This is a genomic window from Mycetocola spongiae, assembly GCF_020424085.1.
In the GTDB taxonomy this organism is placed as follows: domain Bacteria; phylum Actinomycetota; class Actinomycetes; order Actinomycetales; family Microbacteriaceae; genus Mycetocola; species Mycetocola spongiae.
This window is the reverse complement of record NZ_CP080203.1, coordinates 2,410,695-2,432,233: the sequence shown is the minus strand read 5'-3', so window position 1 is coordinate 2,432,233 and position 21,539 is coordinate 2,410,695. Positions and strand designations below refer to the sequence as shown.

General features: G+C 66.2%; 15 protein-coding genes and 3 tRNA genes. 7 read left to right on the top strand and 11 right to left on the bottom strand.

Going from position 1 to position 21,539, the window contains the following annotated elements; genetic code table 11:
- Positions 1–81 precede the first annotated feature (81 nt).
- Positions 82–642: a hypoxanthine phosphoribosyltransferase gene (gene hpt, locus KXZ72_RS11120; RefSeq protein WP_226080998.1), complete on the bottom strand. Its 561-nt coding sequence runs from the start codon at positions 640–642 to the stop codon at positions 82–84.
- A 44-nt stretch (positions 643–686) separates the two neighbouring features.
- Positions 687–1,709: a tRNA lysidine(34) synthetase TilS gene (gene tilS / locus KXZ72_RS11115; protein ID WP_226080997.1), complete on the bottom strand. Its 1,023-nt coding sequence runs from the start codon at positions 1,707–1,709 to the stop codon at positions 687–689.
- A 64-nt stretch (positions 1,710–1,773) separates the two neighbouring features.
- Here tilS and ppa point away from each other — a divergent pair, with 64 nt between their 5' ends.
- The 4 genes from ppa (at position 1,774) to KXZ72_RS11095 (ending at position 2,807) form a co-directional block, all read left to right on the top strand.
- Positions 1,774–2,268 (top strand): inorganic diphosphatase, encoded by a 495-nt coding sequence (gene ppa, locus KXZ72_RS11110; RefSeq protein WP_226080996.1) that lies wholly within the window; start codon positions 1,774–1,776, stop codon positions 2,266–2,268.
- Between the two features lie 217 nt (positions 2,269–2,485).
- Positions 2,486–2,558 (top strand) — tRNA-Glu (locus KXZ72_RS11105).
- A 38-nt stretch (positions 2,559–2,596) separates the two neighbouring features.
- Positions 2,597–2,673, top strand: a tRNA-Asp gene (locus tag KXZ72_RS11100).
- A 61-nt stretch (positions 2,674–2,734) separates the two neighbouring features.
- Positions 2,735–2,807: transfer RNA gene (locus KXZ72_RS11095), tRNA-Phe, on the top strand.
- Between the two features lie 58 nt (positions 2,808–2,865).
- Here KXZ72_RS11095 and KXZ72_RS11090 read toward each other — a convergent pair.
- On the bottom strand, positions 2,866–3,126 hold the full coding sequence (locus KXZ72_RS11090; RefSeq protein ID WP_226080995.1) for a hypothetical protein: 261 nt from the start codon (positions 3,124–3,126) through the stop codon (positions 2,866–2,868).
- A 275-nt stretch (positions 3,127–3,401) separates the two neighbouring features.
- Here KXZ72_RS11090 and KXZ72_RS11085 point away from each other — a divergent pair, with 275 nt between their 5' ends.
- Positions 3,402–4,346, top strand: a complete 945-nt coding sequence (locus tag KXZ72_RS11085; protein WP_226080994.1) for a pseudouridine synthase — start codon at positions 3,402–3,404, stop codon at positions 4,344–4,346.
- 65 nt (positions 4,347–4,411) lie between these two features.
- On the opposite strand, the gene KXZ72_RS11080 is transcribed toward KXZ72_RS11085, so the two are convergent.
- On the bottom strand, positions 4,412–11,572 hold the full coding sequence (locus tag KXZ72_RS11080) for a DUF5979 domain-containing protein (protein WP_226080993.1): 7,161 nt from the start codon (positions 11,570–11,572) through the stop codon (positions 4,412–4,414).
- Positions 11,573–11,912: 340 nt separating this feature from the next.
- On the bottom strand, positions 11,913–12,380 hold the full coding sequence (locus tag KXZ72_RS11075) for a hypothetical protein (protein ID WP_226080992.1): 468 nt from the start codon (positions 12,378–12,380) through the stop codon (positions 11,913–11,915).
- A 360-nt stretch (positions 12,381–12,740) separates the two neighbouring features.
- Between KXZ72_RS11075 and KXZ72_RS11070 the strand changes: the two genes are divergently transcribed.
- Entirely contained in the window at positions 12,741–13,055 is a 315-nt protein-coding gene (locus KXZ72_RS11070) for a hypothetical protein (RefSeq protein ID WP_226080991.1), read from the top strand.
- Between the two features lie 64 nt (positions 13,056–13,119).
- Positions 13,120–14,592 (top strand): MFS transporter, encoded by a 1,473-nt coding sequence (locus tag KXZ72_RS11065; protein WP_226080990.1) that lies wholly within the window; start codon positions 13,120–13,122, stop codon positions 14,590–14,592.
- On the opposite strand, the gene KXZ72_RS11060 is transcribed toward KXZ72_RS11065, so the two are convergent.
- The 6 genes from KXZ72_RS11060 to KXZ72_RS11035 all read right to left on the bottom strand — a co-directional run bounded on the left by KXZ72_RS11060 (position 14,543) and on the right by KXZ72_RS11035 (position 21,311).
- Positions 14,543–15,250, bottom strand: coding sequence for a DUF998 domain-containing protein (locus KXZ72_RS11060; RefSeq protein ID WP_226080989.1), 708 nt, complete (start codon positions 15,248–15,250; stop codon positions 14,543–14,545). The genes KXZ72_RS11065 and KXZ72_RS11060 overlap by 50 nt on opposite strands.
- A 5-nt stretch (positions 15,251–15,255) precedes the next feature.
- Positions 15,256–16,296, bottom strand: coding sequence for an alpha/beta hydrolase (locus tag KXZ72_RS11055; protein WP_226080988.1), 1,041 nt, complete (start codon positions 16,294–16,296; stop codon positions 15,256–15,258).
- A gap of 53 nt (positions 16,297–16,349) precedes the next feature.
- Entirely contained in the window at positions 16,350–17,246 is an 897-nt protein-coding gene (gene ypfJ, locus KXZ72_RS11050; RefSeq protein ID WP_226080987.1) for a KPN_02809 family neutral zinc metallopeptidase, read from the bottom strand.
- Between the two features lie 121 nt (positions 17,247–17,367).
- Positions 17,368–18,180 carry an ABC transporter permease subunit gene (locus KXZ72_RS11045; RefSeq protein ID WP_226080986.1) on the bottom strand — a complete coding sequence of 271 codons (813 nt, stop codon included), beginning with the start codon at positions 18,178–18,180 and terminating at the stop codon, positions 17,368–17,370.
- Positions 18,177–19,145, bottom strand: a complete 969-nt coding sequence (locus tag KXZ72_RS11040) for an ABC transporter ATP-binding protein (protein ID WP_226080985.1) — start codon at positions 19,143–19,145, stop codon at positions 18,177–18,179. Before KXZ72_RS11040 ends, KXZ72_RS11045 begins: the two co-directional genes overlap by 4 nt.
- 108 nt (positions 19,146–19,253) lie before the next feature.
- Positions 19,254–21,311, bottom strand: a complete 2,058-nt coding sequence (locus KXZ72_RS11035; protein ID WP_226080984.1) for an acyl-CoA dehydrogenase family protein — start codon at positions 21,309–21,311, stop codon at positions 19,254–19,256.
- Between the last annotated feature and the right edge of the window lie 228 nt (positions 21,312–21,539).

Genomic DNA, 21,539 nt, shown 5'->3' with positions numbered 1-21,539 from the left:
TGAACGCGCCGTCGCCCCCGGGAGCAGCGGGCAGGCAAAACGCCCCCGAATGCGAGGCATTCGGGGGCGTGATGGGGGAGGCTAGGAGGCGGTCTCGTAGACGTGCGGGGCGAGGATCGCCACATCACGCAGGTTGCGATAGCGCTCGTCGTAGTCGAGGCCGTAGCCGACCACAAAATCGCTCGGAATATCAAAGCCCACGTATTTGCAGTCGATCTCTACCTTGGCGGCATCGGGCTTGCGCAGCAGGGCGCAGACCTCCAGCGAGGCGGCACCGCGCGAGGCGAAGTTTTCCAGGAGCCAGCTGAGCGTGAGGCCCGAGTCGATGATGTCCTCAACGATCAGGACGTGGCGGCCCGCGAGATCGGTATCGAGGTCCTTGCGGATCTGCACCACACCGCTGGACTTGGTGCTGCTGCCGTAGGAGGACACGGCCATCCAGTCGGTTTCGACGTGGATCGACAGGGCGCGGGAGAGATCGGCCATGGTGACCACGGCACCCTTGAGCACACCCACCAGCAGCGGGTCCTTGCCGGCGTAATCCGCGTCGATGCGGGCCGCGAGTTCGCGGAGCTTTGCATGAATTTCGGCCTCGGTGACGAGGATTTCGGTCAGATCATTGCGGATGTCGCTGGATTCCATGAAATAAGTCTATGCCGCCCGGCCGCGCTTTGGGGACAGCCCACTCAGACCGGGGCGTCGGCGGCGGTAAATACCAGGAGGCCACCCTCGCGATGCACCCGGATTCCCGGTACGTCGATGGGCCCCTGGCCGCGCCAGCGCGTGACCAGGCCCGCAATCTCGAGGGTATGCGAGCGCTCCAGGGATACCCCAAACTCGCTGCGTGCCACGAGCCGGATGATGCGATTGCGCAGCGCCGCGGGGTTCGCGGCGAGGGCCCCGATCTCCACCGCGATGCCGGCCTCGGCGGGCTCGCAGATCTCCTCGATGAACTCCTCGATCATGTCCTCAAACGCCTCGGCGTCCTCGCGGGCCTGATCGGCGGTGCGCGCGAGGGCCTGGGCGATGCCCGGGCCCAGCTCGGCCTCGAGCAGCGGCAGCACGGTGGAGCGCACGCGCACCCGGGCAAATGCCGGATCGGCATTATGCGGATCGGTCCACGGGTCGAGCCCCAGCGCGAGGCACGAGGCGTGGGTGGCCTCGCGGCGCAGCGCCAACAGGGGGCGGCGGTAGATTCCGGCCACGGGGGCCATTCCGGACAGGCTGGTGCCGCCCGAGCCGCGGGCGAGGCCCAGCAACACGGTCTCGGCCTGATCGTCGAGGGTATGCCCCAGATAGATGGCGGCGGCACCCAGTTCCGCGGCCACGGATTCCAGGGCCGCGCGGCGGGCGGTGCGGGCGGCGGCCTCGGGGCCCCCGGCGCGCTCCACGCTGACGCGTTTGATTCGCACGGGATCCAGGCCCAGGGCGGTGGCCGCCGCCGCGGCGGTCTCGGCGATCCGCGCCGAATCCGGTTGCAGCCCGTGATCCACGATCACGGCCCCCGCCGCGCGTCCGGCCCGGGGGGCCTCGAAGGCGAGTGCCGCGGCGAGGGCGAGGGAATCGGGTCCGCCGCTGAGCGCCACCAGCACGGGGCCCGCGGGGATATCCGCGGCCAGTTCGGTCAGGCTCGCGCGCACGGCGCCGCGCACGGAGGCGGTGGCCGCATCCAATCCGGGGCGTCGGGGTTCTTGTGTGTTCTCGGGCATCAAGTAACGTTATTACAGACTTGACCTCTATATCCGCAATAGTTCTACTAAGGAGAACCACAATATGGCTGCTTACGACGTTGTCGTAGAGATTCCTAAGGGAAGCCGCAATAAGTATGAGATCGACCACGAGACCGGACGGGTATTCCTCGACCGCGTGCTCTTCACGTCGTTTGTATACCCCACCGATTACGGCTATTTCGAGAACACCCTGGGCCTGGACGGCGACCCCGTTGACGCCCTCGTGCTGCTCGAGTTCCCCGTGTTCCCGGGCGTGGGCGTGAAGGTTCGTCCCGTGGGCGTGCTGAACATGTCCGATGAGGCCGGCTCCGATGCCAAGGTTCTGGTGGTTCCCGCGAAGGACCCGCGCTGGTCGCATATCCAGGACATCTCCGATGTTTCGGAGCAGACCAAAAACGAGATCGAGCACTTCTTCACCCGCTATAAGGACCTGGAGCCCGGCAAGTGGGTCAAGGTTGATGGCTGGGGAGACGCCGCCGAGGCCGAGCAGATCGTCACCGACGGTTTTGCCGCCTTTAAGGCCGAGGGCTCGCACTAGTCTCAATTTCGGCGTGGCGCGCACCCCGCGCCACGCCGAAAAACCCCCGGAATTCCGGGGCGCAACGCCGGGCGCGCGTGGTCGATTTTTTGTCTGGGCCATTATCCCCATATACTGATTTCAGGCAGCAATGCGGGAAAGAAGTTCGCCGGTTTGGGAATTGAGAAAACGTCTAGTAGCCTGTGTAATCGGTAGTTATGGAGTTCTTGAACTCCGAGGCCCCATCGTTTAGCGGCCTAGGACGCCGCCCTTTCACGGCGGTAGCACGGGTTCGAATCCCGTTGGGGTCACTCGGCTACCGAAACATGCAGTACAATTCAATATGTAAGGCCCTGTAGCGCAGTTGGTTAGCGTGCCGCCCTGTCACGGCGGAGGTCGCGGGTTCAAGTCCCGTCAGGGTCGCCAGGTGAAGGACCCTTCCCATGTGGAAGGGTTTTTCTACCTCTAGGCGATGTTATATCGTCTAGGCTCTGTAGCTCAGTTGGTAGAGCGTTCGACTGAAAATCGAAAGGTCACCGGATCGATGCCGGTCGGAGCCACTGAACCCCTGTAAGGCTTCTACTTACGGGGGTTCTTTTATTTAAGCCGCGCCCGCCCCTACCGCGGGGCGCTTCCCCCGCGGCCGCGAAGCGCCAGGAACAGCGCGGGAATGCCGCAGCCGAGGCCGGCCCCGAGCAAGACGGGCAGCAGCGCCCCGGGCACATCCGCCCACGCGCGGGCCCCGGCCAGGGCCTGAATGCAGAACCCAAGCAGGGTTCCACCCACCACGAGCATCCAGAGCAGGCCGAGGTAGCGGGCAAGCTCGCGCGGGTTCCGGGCGTTCACCGGGCGCGTGAGCAGATTCTTTAGCGCGAACACGGGTCGGCGCTCCGCGGGCCGCGCTGCGGCGGCGAAAGAGTCGTGAGTATCATCGTGGAACCTCCCCCTCGAGTGCCACCCGGGCGAGCGTGCATACCCGGCTGACCCCAGGCTATCAGGGCCTCCCGCGCGAATCGAGGGCCGCAACCCGAAGAGGGCCATCCCGGGGAGGCCTCCGCGGGCCCGTGCGGCCGCGGAACGCGCGTGAGGCACCCGCGGGGGCCCCACACCCACACGCGGGCGGCACGGGCCGGGTCGGGCGATACACTCGGTTTATGCCCCCGCGTTCCCCCCTTCCCCAGCGCCTCGGCCTGGATGCCGCCTGGCTGCGCACACGCGATGGCAACGCCGGGGAACCCGCGCCGTGGGCATCCATGCGGGAGTGGCTCGGCGAACGGCTTTCCCAACACGTGGACGTGGAGGCCTTCCTCGCCGATAAACGCTTCGTTTATCAGGACGGTTCCGCCGTGCACGGGGACGACCCCTACCGCGATAACCTCTTTGTCTGGTTTCATCGGGATCTGCGCGAGGAACCCCCGGTTCCCGGAGCCATCCGGGTGATCCACCGGGACGAGCGCATCGTGATCATCGATAAGCCCGCGTTCCTCTCCTCGATCCCGCGCGGGCGGCACGTGGCCCAGAGCGTCGTGGTGCGGCTGCGCGCCGAGCTGGGCCTGCCCGAGCTCGCGCCGATGCACCGGCTGGACCGGATCACCTCGGGCCTGCTGATGCTGGCCACCGAGAAGCGCTGGCGCGCCCCCTATCAGAGCATGTTTATGCACGGCGAGGTGGGCAAGACCTATCACGCGATGGCCGGCATCCGCGCGGACCTGGAACTTCCGGTCACGGTGCGCAACCACCTGGCCAAGCGGCGCGGCATACTCCAGGCCGAGGTGATACCGGGCGCGGAACCCAATGCCGAATCCGACGTGGAGTTCGAACGCGAGCTGGCCCCCGGCGCGGAGGGCGAGCGCCGCGGCGTTTATCGGCTGAGCCCGGTCACCGGTAAAACCCATCAGCTGCGTTTACATATGTGGGGGCTCGGGATTCCCATCGCGGGCGACCCCCTCTATCCCGACGTGCAGGATATCGCGGTGGATGATTTTTCCACCCCGCTGCAATTGCTCGCCAGCGAGCTGCGGTTCCGCGATCCGATCGACGGCTCCGCGCGCACCTTTAGGAGCGCCCGCGAGTTTCCACTGACCCCCGAGACCGCCTAACCGCCTCCCCATGACAGAACGCCCGGGCCCCTCACGGGACCCGGGCGTTCTGCGGTAGCTGGTGCCTAGGCGTTACCCTCGCGGCGGCGGCGCAGGAGCAGTGCTCCCCCACCCAGCAGCAGCATCATCAGCGCGGCCGAGAGCAGCGGCCCCGGATCGCTACCGGTGGTGCTCAGGCCGGGCTTACCCCCGGTACCTGGTGTGGCCGCATAGGTATTAACGATCCGCACCTCCGTGGGTACCGCGGCACCCGCGGCATCCGGGCCGCGCAGCGCGATCAGCGCGGAATCGGCCCGCTCGGATTCATCCACGACGCCCGCGGTCACCGGATCCACCGTGACGCTCTCCGCACCGGCCAGGTTCGGCTCGGTCACGGCACATCGCGAGCCCTCGGGCAGATTCGGCACCGTCGTGGGTGTCCCCGGCGTGACCGAGACCACACCGTTGAAGTCGGTCACGGTCAGCTCCCGGCCTCCCACGGTCAGATCGCGGGTACACATTGCGGCGACCTCGAAGCTCGCCGGCACGCGGGACTCCGCGGCACCGGGTCCGGCCACCCGCTTATCCAGGCTCAGTGCGGCCGGGGAATAGCGGTTGACCATCTCCACGATGACCTCGGTATCGGCCAGCACGGTCGCGGTGCGATCCGGGGCGGCAATATTGGCGCCACCCGCATCGGATTCATGCACCACACACTCGGCGCCCACGGGCAGCCCCTCCAGGCTGATACTCGCGGAGGTTTCACCCTCCGGAATGCTCAGGCCCAGCGTCGCGCGGTCACCCAGGTCCATCGGGAACCCGCCGAGGGTGCAGGTGAGCTCAAAGCTCACATCGCCCACCGCGGTCCCGGCGGCCGGGGTCTCCACGCGCTTCAGGATGGTGAGATCGCCACCGGCCTCAAAGAGGTTCACAAAGTGAATCTCGTGTGCGCCCGGGTCGAGTGCGGTCGCGGTCAGCGAGCGCTCCGCGGTCAGCGGTGCATCCGTGCCGTCCACGGTGGCGGTGACCGTGGAGGCCCCGCGGTGCTCGGTCTCGGTGGTGAGACAGTTCGCGCCCACCGGCAGGTTCTCCACGGTATGCGTCTCACCGTCCCGCAGCGAGAACGGACCGTAGTCGCGGGTGAACCCGCCAAACGAACACTGCATCGCCACATCAAACGTGGCATCCGCGGGCAGATAGGAGGCGGCATTTCCGGCCACCGAGACGCCCAGCTCCACCGAGGTCGGGGTGAATAGGTTGGTCACCGCGATCACGTTCAGCCCAGTATCGGCGTCCAGGATAATCGCATCGGCCGGATCGCTCCCGAAGGAGAATCCGCTTGCGCCATCCTCCACGGAACCATACTGGCCCGGGGCGGTCACCGAGACGGGAACATAATTCTCGTCCACGATCGCACACTCGGCACCGATCGGCAGGTTACTGATCAGCGCGGATCGGGTCCCCGCAACGGTATCAATGCCGTCCAGGGTCACCGTGTTGCGCACCGGGTCGGTTGCCCCCGGGGCGAGGCAGGAATACGTCAGTTCGTATTCCTCGGCATTCAGGTGCCACGGCGTGATCTGGTCATCGGTCAGGGCCAGGGTGATCCGCAGATCGGTATCCTGGGCCCGGGCTCCCGAGCGCGGAGACTCGGAGGCGGGCAGCCAGTTGCTGATTGCGGAGGCGCGGCCGGTTGCGGCCGCCGAGTTCCAGGCGAGCTTGGCCACATCACCCGTGGCGGGGACCGTCAGCTCAAATTCCACAACCACATACTCGCCGCCCCGGAGCCGATTGGCCTCGTCAAAGACGATGTCTCCACCCAGCGAGGCGCTGCTCGTGGTGGGTGTGGCGCTCCAGGTACCCGCATCACAGCTCAGGGTGCTACCGCTGGCAAAGCCATCGGGTCGCAGCGTACAGGCCTTGGCGCTGGAGGAATAGCGGAAGCCGCCGGCCGAGAGTGCGCCGTCGCCGCGTGCCCCCAGATCCGTGGCCTCGGTGCCGCCCAGCAGGCGAACCGATCCGGGAACCAGGCTGGGGCTCCAGGCCGAGTTACGGGCGGCATCCAGGACCGTTCCCTGGTCACCGATGCGCGGCAGCTCGTCCACAAAGCGCATCTCGGAGAGCTCGGAGTTACCCGAGTTGATGAGCTTTGCGCGATATTTCAGCGTGGCACCCACCGTGGTATCGGTAATGCAGGGGTTGCGCACCCACTTGCCGTCACCCCACTCGGCGAAGGTCGAGTCATCACAGACAGCCCCATCGATCATGCTTGCGCCGCCGATGGAACTATCAATAAAGGACTCCACGCGCACGGAGTCGCTGCGCAGCGAGATCACATTGGCCGTGGCCAGACAGGACGCATTTGTGGAGGCGGGGTTTTCACAGACCGACGGGACCGTGGCCCCCTCGATGCCCTCACCGATCAGGCGCACGGCGTTCTGTCCGGAGCCCCCGGTGGGGACTCCGTCGCTCACCTGCAGCGGCACGCGAATCACGATTCGCCCTCCCGGATGCAGGACCTGATCCGTGGGCCAGGTCCAGGTCATCGTGGTGGGCGATGCGGCACCCACCTCCAGGGTCGGAGTGGTGGAGATCCCCTCCGGGGCCGAGATCACCTCCCAGTCCTGGGCGGGGCTCATGGCGTTATAGTGCAGCTCATCCGGGAGGGTATCCACCACACTCAGGTTATAAAGATCGCTGCTGGCATTGCCGCGGTTTTCCAGCGTGACAAAGAAGTTCACCCAGGAGCCGGGGTTGGCCTGCGTGCTGGTGGTGCCCACATTCGTGCCCACCGAATAGTTACGCGCATATTTACGCACCAGCGGTCCGGGGGCACCGGGGCTGATCACCGCGGCGGCCGGGGCCGCCGTGACCTGGGCCAGCGGGGCAATAAACGTTCCGATATAGGAGGCTCCCGCACCGGTCATCGGCACTGTCCACTGGGCCTTATCCGCGGGCAGCTCCGTGCCCGGCGCGCGCTCACTGGAATCCGTGCGCAGGTTCTGGCGCAGGGTGGTCTCGATGATGAGGTTACCCAGGCCCTGCTTGGCGATGCGTTGACGCAGCGCCTCATTGCCGTCAAACTGCACCCGGAAGCCCGTGACCTCGGCCCAGTTTTTGGGCCCGTCGCCGGTCTGCGGGAGCGTCAAATTTGATCCGTTGCCGGCGGCGAACCCGGCGCTCCAGGCCCCGTCCTCGCCGCGCACGGATACGGTCGCGCTGGACGCGCCCGCGGGATAGGTCACGCTCGCCCGGGTCACGTTGAACGCGTCAAAGACCGAGCCGCGCTCAAGCGTATAGCCGGCGGGATCGCCGCCGTCCCAGGTGGCGGCATCAAGCAGTTCGCTGGCCGTGGCCATCCGCAGCGAGGACACCGGGATATTTCCGGTATTGCGGGTATTCAGTGTCCACTGGGTGCTGGGGAGCAGGTCGCGGTTAAGCGCGGCGGAGCCGGTACGTGCCACGTTGACGGCCACGGTGCTCTGTGCCACGTCGATGGCGATCTGGTTACTGGGAACCACGGCGGTCTTTTCCAGGTCGTCCAGGTCGATCCGATAGTCCACGTTCTGTACCGCAAACTGGTCCACGGTATTCCCGGGGATCTGGAACGCCCCATCGATGCTCGCGCCGGACTCGAGGCTCTGCGGCACACCCTCGCTGAACGTATAGCGATAGCCCTCGCGCACAAAATCACGCAGGCTGGAGCCAAAGATCAGCTGCCCCTGGCGTTCCCCCTCGGTGCGCTTAATGCCCACGTAGCGGCCGTCCTGTTCCCAGGTGATGCTCACGCCCACGACCTGAGGCCAGCGCGCGGCATCCGGGTTCAGGCTCGCGGGGTTTGCCCCCACGGGTGCCGGAACCACCTGGGTGGAGCCATCGGCAAAGAGATAGGTGATCGCGCCGGCGACCTGCCTCTCGGCGAGGGTCCCCTCCTGCGGGGCTCCCTCACGATCGGGCCAGAGCACGGAGGTAATACCCTCAAAATCCGTGATGGCAAACGGGTTTGCGGCACCCTCGGGGGTCCCACCCACACCAACGGTCATGCTCTTCACACCCACGGCGATGCTGCCGGAGGCCTCCCACTGGTTCTCGGGAAGAACCTCGGAGACGCCCAAGGCCGTCTTATTGGAGGCGTCCAGGCGCACTCGGGACAGCGTCTGGTTTTGCGCCACCAGATACGCGGTGCCATCGGCGGCATCCCAGTGCGCCGTGGCATCCCCGAAGAGTGCGGTGGCGGCATAGACGGTATAGCGGGCCGAACCGGTGAGCTCCTCGGTCCAGGCTCCGCCGGGTGCCTGCGAGGAGATACGGGCGATATTCAGGTAGACGTTTCCGCCGAGCGATCCGGAGACAATATTTGCCGGATTGGACAGGAACGTCGAGCGCAGGTTGAGGTCAAGAATCACGGCAAATGCGCCATAGCGTTGCAGGGCAATACTTTTGTTGGAGCGTGTCACGTCTACCTGGACGCTGAACACGCGCTCCATCTCGCCATCGGCCCACTCCTCGCTCCATTCCAGATCCCGCGGAGTGCGCTGAAACTCCAAATAGCGAGAGTTCTGCGAATCGTCGATTTCATCCTGGCTGAGCGTGACGCCCTCTAGCTCTCTGCTGGCCTCCACGACTGCCGTGGGCCCGATCGGGTCGCCCGCGCGGTCCAGGAAGCTCACCGTCATGGTCTGGTCGGGACCCACCCGGGCCTCGCGCAGGCCGGCCAGGGCAAATACATCCAGCGAGGAACCACTGCTGCCCCCGTCCACGATGCGTGCCGCCACGGCTTCGCCGTTGGCGGGGACGCCCGAGAGCAGGAACGCCGTGGGCGAACCCTGCCCCTGGATCCCATAGGACCGGGCGTCCTTGGCATAGTTCTTATATACCGAGGCCCGCTCCAGATCCACCAGGTAGAGCTCATCGCTACCGGTGGCCGTGGCGGTATTCAGGCCGGTGGTCAGCTCCGCGGTATTACCCACGGCCAGCAGGCCCGGGGTATCTACGGATCCGACGGTGCCGGGCGAGACGATCTTGCCATCGTTCACGCGGTTATCGCGGAATTTAATCTTCGCACCGGGGGCGGTGGAACAGCTCACGTCCACGGGAAAGCGGCGGCTCTCCGGGGTGATCGTGGTCTCAAAACCCACCACAAGATCCAGGTTCATTCCCGCAACATACGGGGTCTGGGTCAGTGACTGCGGGTCCTCCAGCCGGTCCAGGATCCACACCTGATGCTCCGTGGTGCTGGCCACGGGCGAACCATCCTCGGCGGTACACTGCGCCGCGGCGGTGGGCAGCACCGTGAGCTTAATAACGTTAAACGGGTTATGGGCGAGGTTGGCGAGGGTCGGCTCGGTCTGCGGATCGGCGATCCGTAGCACATCGGCTCCCTGCGCCTCCGTCGCGTTTTCGCTCGGGCTGGTCGAGGCGGTCAGTCTCAAGGCATGCTCGGTGAAGTCCTGCACGGTCTTGGTGGAGTCAAAGATGTCTCCGGCCTTGGCCACACCCGTGAGCGGATAGACGGTCTGATCGCTGCCGTCACCAATACGCTTGCTGAGCTTGGCGTTGAACTGCGGCTTCACGATCGACAGTCGTGCGTTATTACTGCTCTGCCTGATCTTTGAACCGGTGGCCGCGGTGGCCCGAATCTCGGCCATCAGGTCCACCGATGTGGTCCCGGGGTTGGACTCGGGCGGGGTGATCGGGGCATTCGAGGTGAGCTGCTTATCGCGCAGCTTGGCGCTGAGCGTGATGCTGGCCACACAATCGGCGAGGATTCCGTCCACCGGCTCGAGCGCACAGCCACCCAGAATGCCGCCACCCGCGGCCAGGAAGGTCACGATGATTCCGGAGATCTCTCCCAGTTCACGCTCGTCCCCCTCGGGGCCGGGCACGGCTGCGCCCGCGGTGAAGGCCTGGGCGGCACCCTCGCGGGGGGCCGTGGCATAGCGATACTGAATCGTGGCGGAGGTGGCCCCGGCCGGGAAATGGATCTCGGGGATCGCGGTGAGTTCCTGGAACTCAAAGTATTTTTCGGTGCCCTCGGGCAGCGTCACGGTCAGGTCGGTCAGGACCGGAACACCTGAATTGGCCACCAGCAGGGTGGCGGTGGAACCCTCGCCCGAGCCATAAACGGAGTTCTGATCGCCGGAGGAGGTGACCCAGGTCAGCAACTGCGCCACGGTGGGCACCAGGGCGGCGACGGTGATATCGCGACGATTCTGCAGCGTCGCGGTCGCGGAGGATCCAGGAGCATTATCGGTCACGGTATCGGTGGCCTGCATGGTCGCGCGCACCTGGCGTGCGGTGGCGGTCGGGTCGATGATCTGCCCGCCGGTGCTGCGGCGGGTATCGCGCAGGGTATAGGCGGCCTCAACCGTCACTGTGCGCTGCGCCTCCTCGGAGGAGGCCGCGGAGGGCAGCCCGGTCACGGTGACCTCATAGGCCACGGTATCCGCGGGGGCCGTGGCCACCAGGTTTCCCGCGGTCAGCGGGACGTCCACGGTGCCGCCATCGGCGAGGGTGAAACGAACGGTGGCCCCGGCGGGGTTCTGGTTCAGCGTGAGTGTACCCAGGTTAAAAACCTCGGAAACGGCCAGGCTTGCACCGGGGATCGCCTCGGCGCTGGGGGAGCGCAGGGTCAGCGAGCTTAGGGAGTTTGCGGAGGCGGTGGCTCCCACGGTTGAGGTGACCTCGGCGCGGCTGCCATCGGCCACGGAGTTTTCGGACCACGTCTGTGTGCCCTTAATAACGCCGGGACGCTCAAAAACGCGGAGGGTCACGGTGGCCGAATCATCGATGCGGGTGATGTCCTCCCCGCTGCCCGCGTTCATCACGGCAACGGCTTCCTGCTGCGTGCCGTTCAGCACAAAATCGGTATCCACGGAGACCTTGGCGGGAAGAAACAGCACGGCGGTGCCGTCGAGGTTATCCCACTGCACGGTGAGGGTTTTGCCGGTTGCGGGCAATCCCGGGGGCGTCACCTCGAAGGTGGCCCCATTGGGCGGATTAAAACCGCCCGCGATGAACTCCACCTCGGAGGGGAACTCCACGCTGAGGGTTGCGGGCCCACAGCCCGAGGGATCGGGGCAGCCCACGCTCGCGACATAGGAAAACTCTTTCCCCGCCTCAATCTGGGCGACCGGGGCGCCCGTGGACAGATCCGCCGCGGCGATCGCAAACGTAACCGGCGGCCCCGCGGCGAGCGCGGGTGCCACAAACATGCCACCGCCGGTGCCGATCAGTGCGCCGATCAAGACGGCGACGATGGCTATTTTTGATCGAGTTTTTTGTGAAGGCTTCACAATTATTCCCCCCAGAGGATCAGCCGCGCGGCATTTTTGGCTCTCTCGACTGAGAGCCCTCTCCCTACAGAGAACCGCTAGACATTCCACACGTTATCAATAGAATCCGTGATCGCCTAGCCAAAAAAATGCGGATCAGGGCGAAGAAACCCAAACGGGTGACAAAAAAATGACCCCCAATCGGGGGTTTTTTCGAGGCGAAACACGCGCGAGATTCTTTAAAAAAAGTCCCCCGGGAGGGGGACGCGGGGTGTGCAGGGGCGCCCGAATGACCGGGAGCGCCCGGATCCGGCTACTCGGATCGGAGGGGCGCCGGGTGATCGCGCAGCCGGGTGATCCGGGTGCGAATGCCCTGCCGCCCGGCCGTGCCATCGGGCAGGGGATCACCCTGCTTATCAAAGCGCTGGAAGCGGAAGCCATCGCGCTCCCATGTGATCTCGGAGCTGATGCCCGCGCCCTCGGGCGTATTACGCAGGCGGTTGGTGAACCAGGTGCGCGGCCGATCGGTGCGCTGCGCCGCCTCCTCGATGGTGAGGCCGGGCAGCGCGGGGGCCGGGGCCACCTGCCGGTCCCGATGGCGCAGGATCGCGGGATTCACCCGGATGAGATCGCCGATCCGGGTGAGGGACAGCCCCTCCCGGCGGGCCTCATCGATCGCCTCGCGGCGGGCCTCCTGGGCCCGGGCCACGGCCGCCTCGGCACGCTCCAGATCCCGCTGGACCCGGAGCAACCGGGCCGTTATTTTCTCGGGGGTGCTCACGCGGGCAATGCTATCGCAGAGGCGCGGCAAATGTACCCCTCTCGACGGTGACAGGATTCTCTCCCCAGGGTTATCCACAGGAGAAAACGAATTACACACATGTAACCCCACAGTTTTGGGGGTTTATCCCCAAGATTTCCCACAGGGGTTGTGGATAACTTTTCCGGCCCGGATCGCCGGAACGCGGCGGAATATCCCGGGGCGCGGCGACGTTATCCCCGGGGCGGGTGACGCCCGTGAATCCCCTGTTTATGGATTCGCCGCCCCGCCGCCGGGGACCCCACCCGGGCTATTCGCGATAACGTGGACACGGGGCTCGCGCTGGTCGCGCCCTCCATATTTCTATTTGAGAGGACCGCAATGAGCTCAAAGCGCTCCGGCATTTTCCTCGGCGTATTCTCCGTGCTGCTCGGCGCGGTACTCCCCGTGATAATCCTCGGCCTGGTGCTGATCGGGGGGCTCGGTACCCTGTACTGGTTCCCCGTGGTTTTTATGATCTTTCCCGCGAATATTTTACTCGCCGCCATGGTCCTCACCGCCGCCGTGCTGGGGTTCCTGGCCCTGCGCCACCGCGGCGCAGGCCGCAAATGGGGCATCGTGGGCCTCTATCTGGTTCTTCTCCAGCTCATCGGCTTCACCTCGCTCATGATCAGCATCTATCTCACGGAGCACTAACCCCCCAACCCCCTCCCCCGCGCCGCAGCGTGAGCCGCGACCCCCACCCAAAGGCAGTTCCCGCATGGCCACCACTCCCCCCGATCCCGATCCCGAGTCCTGGCTCAGCCCGGCCGAACGCGCCCGGCTCAGCCGTCCCCTCCCCGAGGGGGCCATCATCGGCAGCCTCGCCTTCACCGGCCTCGTCGCCGCGTTTATGATGACGCTTGTCACGCCGCTGATCCCCGCGCTCCCCGACCTGCTGGGGGTATCCGCCACCGATGCAATGTGGGTGCTCAGCTCCACGCTCCTGGCCGCCGCGGTGGCCACGCCGATCGCGGGCCGCCTCGGGGATCTCTACGGCAAACGCCGCATGGTGCTGCTCCTGCTGGGCCTGATGGTGATCGGCTCCGTGCTGGCCATATTTAGCTCCACCCTGATCCCGCTCGTCATCGCGCGGGCGCTCCAGGGAACCGCGCTTGGTGTGGTCCCGCTCGGGGTCAGCATCCTGCGCGATGTGCTGGGGCCCGATCGCCTCGGCAAGGCGGTGGCCCTCGTGAGCGCCACGATGGGCATCGGCGGGGCTGTGGGGCTGCCCGTGGCCGCCGCGATCTCGCAGTTCCTCTCCTGGCACCTGCTTTTTGTGCTGGCTGGGCTCCTGGGCCTGATCGGCATCGTCCTGGTCTGGAAATTTGTTCCGGTCAGCACGCTGCGCGCGACCGGCACCTTTGATGCCCTGGGCGCGGTGGGCCTGGGCCTCGGCCTGGTGGGAATCCTCCTGGCGGTATCCAAGGGCAATGAGTGGGGCTGGGCCAGCCCGCTTACGCTCGGATGTGGAATCGGTGGCATCCTGGTGATCGGGTTGTGGACGATCTACGAGCTGCGCATCAACAGCCCCCTGATCGATATCCGCATCTCGATGCGCCGCAGCGTGCTGCTCACCAACCTCGCCTCCATCACGGTGGGCTTCGCATTTTTTGCCAGCACCGTGCTGCTCCCCCAGCTCCTGCAATCACCCACCGATACCGGGGTGGGCCTGGGCCAGAGCATGCTCATCGCGAGCCTGTGCATGATGCCCAGCGGGCTGATCATGTGGGCCATGTCCCCGGTGGCCGCGCGCCTGATTGAGCGCGCCGGGCCGCGGGTGAGCCTGGGCCTGGGAATCTTTATTATCGCGGCCGGCTATTTCCTCACCATCGGATTCATGACCGAGGTATGGCACGCGGTACTCACCGCGACCGCGGTGGGCTTCGGCGTGGGATTTGCCTATGCAGCGATGCCCACCCTGATCATGGGGGCCGTTCCGGCCACCGAGACGGCCGCATCCAACGGGGTCAACTCGGTCATGCGCACGCTCGGCTCCACGAGCGCCAGCGCCGTGATGGGTCTTGTGCTCGCGGCCAATCTGGTCACCAGCAATGGCGTGAGCACGCCGAGCGCGGGGGCCTTCCATGCGGGCTTTATTATCTCGGGCGTCGTGGCGCTTGCCGGGCTCGGCCTGACCCTGGCTATTCCGCGCCGCCCGCGCTCCTACCGCGATGCGAGCCTGCCCGGATAGCATCCAGCACGCCGTTACCCGCGCACCACGCGATCGCGATCGACATCGCGATGAACTCGCACAGGGCCCCCAGATCCACGGCCACGTGGAAGAGCGCAAGCAGGCCACCGATCCCGGCAATGCCCGCCACACACAGCGCCGAGACCAGCGCGATCCTGCGATCTCGCGGTTCCCGCCCCAGGATCGCCTCGGAGAACATCGCGAGGCAGACCAGGGCAAAACCGGCGATCGCCGCCGTGAGATGCACGGTATCGCGGGGCGTATGGGCGAGGCTGCCCGGCACCGGGCAGCCCGCGGTACACGGATAGGCGGCGGCCACCGCAAAGCCAATTCCGGCGAGCAGCAGCGACCAGCCCACGATCAGCGATCCCATCCGCAGGGTGCGCGCGCGGCGGCCCGGGCCGGCATCCAGCGGCAGCGCGCAGAGCCGGGCACTGCCCAGCAGCGCACCCGCGCCGGCCACCGCAAAGAGCGCGATCCGGAAGCCTTCCGCGCCCGGGGCACCATCGCCCCCGAGCTCGCTCACATAGACCGCCCGATCCAGGTCGAGGCGCAGCAGCCAGATTCCGGCCAGCGCGGCGAGGGCCAGCGCGGAGCCGGCCAGGCCCAGCCCGCTTAATAAAACGCGCGAGGCCCGCGCCGTTGCGGGCCCACTCACGAGGGTCATTTTTGCAGCCGCGCGCCGGTATGGGCGTCCACAAAGGCCACGATGCGATCCAGCGCGGCATCGGCCTCGGGAGTGCCCAGATTAAACTGATATTCGTGGTCGAGGGCGGGTTCGTGATCGGCGGCATAAAACAGCGCGTCCACGGGCACCCCCAGCTCATCGAGCCGGGTCGCGAGCGCCTCGGACTGCGGCAGCAGCGCATCGGCATTACCCGCGGTGATAAACGAGGCGGGGAAATCGGCCGTCACAAAATTCAGCACCGAGGCGCCCGCGGTGCGCGGATCATCGGCATAGTCCCGGGTGCCGGTATAGGACCACAGCACCGTTTTCAGGAACGAGGAGAACGCGCCCGGCACATCGGCCAGGCTCAGGTCATAGGCCCCACAGGTGAGCACGGTGGCCGCCAGCTGGCGCGGTTCAAGCGTGGGCGCGATGCCCAGGTCGCGCGCATAGGCCGGGCTGGTGATCAGCGTGGCCAGCTGCGCGGAGATCTGCGAGCCCGCGGAATCCCCCGCCAGCACGATGTTATTGGCATCCACCCCCAGCTCCTCGGCATGGGTATTGAGATAGTCCAGCGCCGCCATCGTCTGGGTCACGGGGGTGGGATAGGTGGCCTCGGGGGCGATTGTATAGTTCACGCCCACCACGGTGAAGCCGCGCGCCGCGAGGATGCGCAGATAATTGGCGATCTGGTCCTTATCCCCCGAGATCCAACCCCCGCCGTGCACCCATACCACCGTGGGCAGCGGCACGTTCTCGGCCGAGAGCGGTCGGAAGACATCGAGCCGGGTATCCTCGCCCTCCAGATAGGAGATATCCAGCTGCTCGGAGATCTCGTCCGCGAGAACATGCGGCGCAAGCGCCTCGTTTACGCGCATCCCCTCGCGGTCAAACATCGAGCGGATCACGAGGGCCGAGGGCCACGGGCTCCAGCGAAACGCCGCCCAGGTCCCGAGGCCCAGCACCAGCAGAACGCCCAGGATGATGGCCAGCACACGCAGCACCGGATGCCGCCGACCCCACCTCTTTTTTTCCATTTCCCCAGCATATTGGACGGCCGCCGGGGTGGGCGAGAGGCCGCGGGGTGTCCCTAGAGCCGGCCCCCCGCCGCAAACGTATTGCAGGTTGTCGCGCCGCCCTGATAGCCGGTGAGGAACCAGCGCTGGCGCTGCTCGCTGGACCCGTGGGTCCAGCCCTCGGGGTCCACCCCGCCCGTGGCCTGCTGCTGGATGCGGTCGTCACCCACGGTCGCGGCGGCATCCAGCGCGTCCCGAATCTGATCATCGGTGGGCGGCTGGAGCAGGGTGGCGCCGTTTTTATCGCGGGTGCTGGAGGCGGCCCCCACCCAGGCCCCGGCATAGCAATCGGCCTGAAGCTCGATCCGGACGGTGCCCGAGAGCGGGCCCGTCTCGCGGCGGTCCACGCTATCAAACGTGCCCTCGAGCTTTTGGATATGGTGACCCCATTCGTGGGCCACGATATACAGTTCGCTGAGCGGGCCGCCCTGCGCGCCAAACTGCGAGCGCAGCTGATCATAAAACGTGGTGTCGATATAAATCGTGCGATCGCCCGGGCAATAAAACGGCCCGGTCGCGCTGCTTGCGGCGCCACAGGCGGTATTCACGCGCCCGCTAAACAGCTCAAAACCGGGGGTGCTATACGCGGTCCCGGGGGCGATCTCGGGAAACTCACCCACCCAGAAGTCCTCGAGCGATACCGCGGCGCCGGCCATGCGGCAGTCCACGCTGGCATTGGCATCGGCGCCCGTGCGGCACTCATCCAGGGACGCCCCCTCGATCACGGGGCTCTCCGCGGTGCTGTCCTGTTCCCCGAGGAAACCGCTGATATCCACTCCCGTGAACTGCGCGATAACAAAGATCAGGACGATGCCCAGCCCGCCGCCGCCGATGGCGAGTCCGGTGCGGCGGCCCGAGCCGCCGCGGCGCACCTGGGATCCGCTGATATCGGATTGTGGGTTAAAGGTCATGCGGGGCGCTCCTTCGCTCGGAGCCACAATATCGCACCACCGTTATCCGCGGCCAGCGCCACGGGCCTAACCCAAACGTCCCCCGCCTCCACGGGGAGACGGGGGACGCGCGGTGCGAGGACTAGGCGTCGCGACGGACCAGCGCAATGCCGCCGGCCACCAGCGCCACCGCGGGCCACAGCAGCAGATAGAGGATATTTAGTCCGGTATCAAGATCGCTCGGGAACGTTCCCATGAGGGACTGGCCGAGGTTTCCAAACAGGTACGGCTGCAGGTCATTCAGCCACTCCAGCGGAATCAGCTGGAAGATCAGCGGGAGCACCAGCAGGGTTCCCAGTGCACCGGCAATCGCACCGGCACCGCTGCGGATCAGCGCACCGAGGCCCAGGGCAAAGATCGAGACACACGTGATGAAGAGGATTCCGCCCCCGATATAGGCCGGGGTATCTCCCTCAAAGAGGGGCGCGTCAAAGCCGCGGGCCATGAGGGTCAGGGCGGAGGCGAGATAGGCGGCAGCCACACTCACCACGCTGACCGCGGCGGTGGTCACTGCAAGCACCACGGCCTTGGCGATATAGGCCGATACCCGCTTGGGGGCGGCCGTGAGCGTGGTGCGGATCATACCCGTGGAATATTCCCCGGTGATCACCAGGGCGCCCAGTACCGCGGCCACCAGCTGCGAGAACATGAAGCCGATCAGCACCGACATCTGCACGGCCAGGGCCGGGGTGACCTGATACATATCGGGTGTAGTGGAGATCTCCGAGGTGGCGGAGAACAGCACACCCATGCCCGCGGCGATCAGGACCATCAGGCCATAGGACCACAGGGTGGAGCGCAGCGAACGCAGCTTAATCCACTCGGATTTGAGGAGTCCGCCGAAGGTCAGGCGGGGCAGGCGCACGGTGGCTGCCTGGCGGGTGGTGGTGGTCATCGGGTGCCCTCCGGTCCGGCGTGGGGTGCGGTGGAGCCGGTGCGGTATTCCACATCGTCCGCGGTGAGTTCCATATAGGCCTCCTCAAGCGAGGCCTTAATCGGGGAGAGTTCGTGAATCGAGATGCCCAGCACCGCTGCGGCATCTCCCACGGCGGCCGCGGACAGACCCATGATGCTGAGCTCCTGGGCGCCGACGGTATTAATCAGGAGCGAGCCCGCGGGGGCGCCGGCCTCGGGCGCACCCGAGCGTTCCAGGGCGGCGGCGAGTTCCAGGGCGCGCGGGCTAATCACGCGCACGCTCTCATGGGTGGACCCGGCGATGATCTGGGACACGGGGGCATCCGCGATGACGCGGCCCTTGCCCAGCACGATCAGGTGATCGGCGGTCAGGGCCATCTCGCTCATCAGGTGGCTCGAGAGCAACACGGTGCGGCCCTCGGCGGCGAGTCCGCGAACAAGCTGGCGGACCCAGCGCACACCCTCGGGGTCGAGGCCGTTCACGGGCTCGTCCAGGATCAGGGTCTTCGGGTCGCCAAGCAGTGCGGCGGCGATGCCCAGGCGCTGGCCCATGCCGAGCGAAAAACCGCCCACGCGCTTATTGGCCACGGCCCCCAGGCCGGTAAGTTCAATGACCTCGCGCACGCGGCCGCGGCCGATGCCGTGGGTGGCCGCGAGGGCGAGGAGGTGGTTATAGGCGCTGCGCCCGGTGTGCACGGCCTTGGCGTCGAGGAGCACACCAACCTCGTGCAGCGGCGAGGCGTGGTCGCGATAGGGCTTGCCGTTGACGGTAACGGAGCCCGCGGTGGGACGGTCGAGCCCCACGATCATGCGCATCGTGGTGGACTTGCCGGCACCATTGGGGCCGAGGAAGCCGGTAACCATACCCGGGCGTACCGAGAATGAGACCGCATCGACCGCTTTTTTCGGTCCGTACTGCTTGGTCAGGAGATTTGCTTCGATCATATTGACAGCGTATCCAGGGGGGATTCCCGGCCGCGTCCCCCCTCGGGGCCAGAAATAAAACGGGGTCGTCATCCGATCGGATGACGACCCCTCATATCCCGGTCGGGGTTAACGCTGCTTTTTAATCAGGGTTTTTTCGTCCACGGGGGCCGCACCGGACGCGCGCAGATCGCGATAATACGCGCGCGCCTCGTCCTGCCGCTCGCGCTCGGCCCCCGAGGTCACCTTCGCCCGCAGGTGATCCTGGGTATAGCCAAAGGCGTTCACGAGGTCGAGGGCGTGCGGGCGCAGGCGCGCCACGAGCCGATCGATATAGGCGGTCACGGCCTGGGCCCTGGCGGGCGAGAGCCGGCCGTTGATGAGGTACCACGCGGCATGCTTCTCGATCAGGGACAGCCCAAAGAGATCGCGCAGCCACGTGACCACCGTATGGGTTCCGGGATCGGTGATTCCGGCCAGCGCATCGGTGAAGGACTCCCACTGCAGCAGCTCGGCATGGGCGCGGGCGGCCTCGATCAGCTCGTTTTGCTGGGTATTAAACAGCTCGGCCGCGGCGGCCTTATCCAGCTTGGCGGCGGGACGCAGCCGGCCGGCCACCTCGCCGATCATGGTCTCGACCCGATCGGTCAGCAGCTGGCGCTGCTCGTTTTCCTCGCGCACATGCCCCACCGAGCGGGCCACCGAACCGAGGTCGGCCACGTTCTGGCCGAGGCGGCGCAGGCCCGAGCCGTGGAAGGCACGATCGGCGGCCTGACCCACCGCAAATTTTGCCAGGTCGGCGCCGCCCGCACCCTTAAACTTGCGCGCATAATCGCCGAGCAGGCGCTTGGCCACGAGCTGCAGGAGCACGGTGTTATCGCCCTCAAATGTGACATATACATCCAGGTCGGCGCGCAGACCCGTGAGCCGGTTCTCGGTGAGGAACCCGGCACCGCCGCAGGCCTCGCGGGCCTCCTGGATGGTGTCCAGGGCGTTCCAGGTGGAGAGAGATTTCAGGGCCGCGGCGAGCGTCTCCAGGTCCTGACGATCGTCATCGGTATCGTGCTTACCACTGAATACGCCGTCGAATTTTACGAGCAGGCGATCATGCGCGAAGTTTTGCGCATAGGTCTGGGCCAGCAGGGGGATCAGGCGGCGCTGGTGGCGCTGATAGTCAAGTAGCACCTCCTCATCCGTTTCCGAGGCGGCGTTAAACTGGCGGCGCTGCGTGCCATAGATGATCGCGATCTGGAGGGCTACGGCGCTCGCGGCGGTGGCGGCACCGTCGAGCGAGACGCGACCCTGCACCAGCGTGCCGAGCATCGTGAAGAAGCGGCGGCCGGGGCTCGCGATCGGCGAACTATAGGTGCCGTCCGCGGCCACATCGCCGTAGCGGTTAAGCAGATTGGTGCGCGGGATGCGCACATTGCTGAAATGGAGGCGGCCGTTATCGATGCCGTTTAATCCGCCCTTTTGGCCGTCGTCCTCGCCGCCCACTCCCGGCAGGAAATTGCCCTCGGCATCGCGGATATCGATATAAAACGCGTGCACACCGTGGTTGACGTTATTGGTGATCAGCTGCGCAAAAAGCACCCCGGCGATTCCGTGCTTGGCGGCGTTGCCCAGATAGTCCTTCCACGCCCCGCGGAACGGGGTGTTCACGATGAACTCCTCGGTGGCGGGATCGTAGGTGGCGGTGGTGCCGATCGAGGCCACATCCGAGCCGTGGCCGGTCTCGGTCATCGCAAAAACGCCGGGGATCTCCAGGCTCATGATGCCGGGCAGCCACTTCTTATGGTGCTCCTCGGTGCCGAGGTGCATCACCGCGGAACCAAATAGGCCCCACTGCACGCCCGCCTTAATCTGCATCGAGGGATCGGCCGTGACCAGCTCCTCAAAGCCCGCGATATTCGCGCCGTGGTTTTCGCCACCACCCACCGATTTGGGGAACGCGGCGTGCACCTGGCCATCGGCCACCAGCAGCTTCAGCTGGCCCAGAACACGCTCGCGGTGCTCGGCCATCGCGAGGCTGTCATCGCGCTGCATCTCCGGACGGGCGCTCAAATCGCGCGAGTGCTGCCGGGCCTCGGGCCAGGTTCCCAGTAGGGCGGTGTTCAACACCGAGAGGTCTACCGCGGCCCGGGCCGCATCAACGGGTGACGGGGTGTTGGTGGTCGTAGCTGACATCACAAACCTTGCCTTTCCGGACATCATTATCGTGGTCCCACGCTACGTTCCGGGATGCCGGGAGGGAAATATCCCGTGCCCCGGCTACAAACGGTGCGCGGGGCGATTGGGTATTCCTGTGGGAACCCCACTAACGGCGAGCGCGGCCTCCGTGGGATACCGCCAAATATGCGCGGGTGCGCGGCGGCCCGGGCTAGGGTGATGTCACGTCATAACCACCGGGGGAGC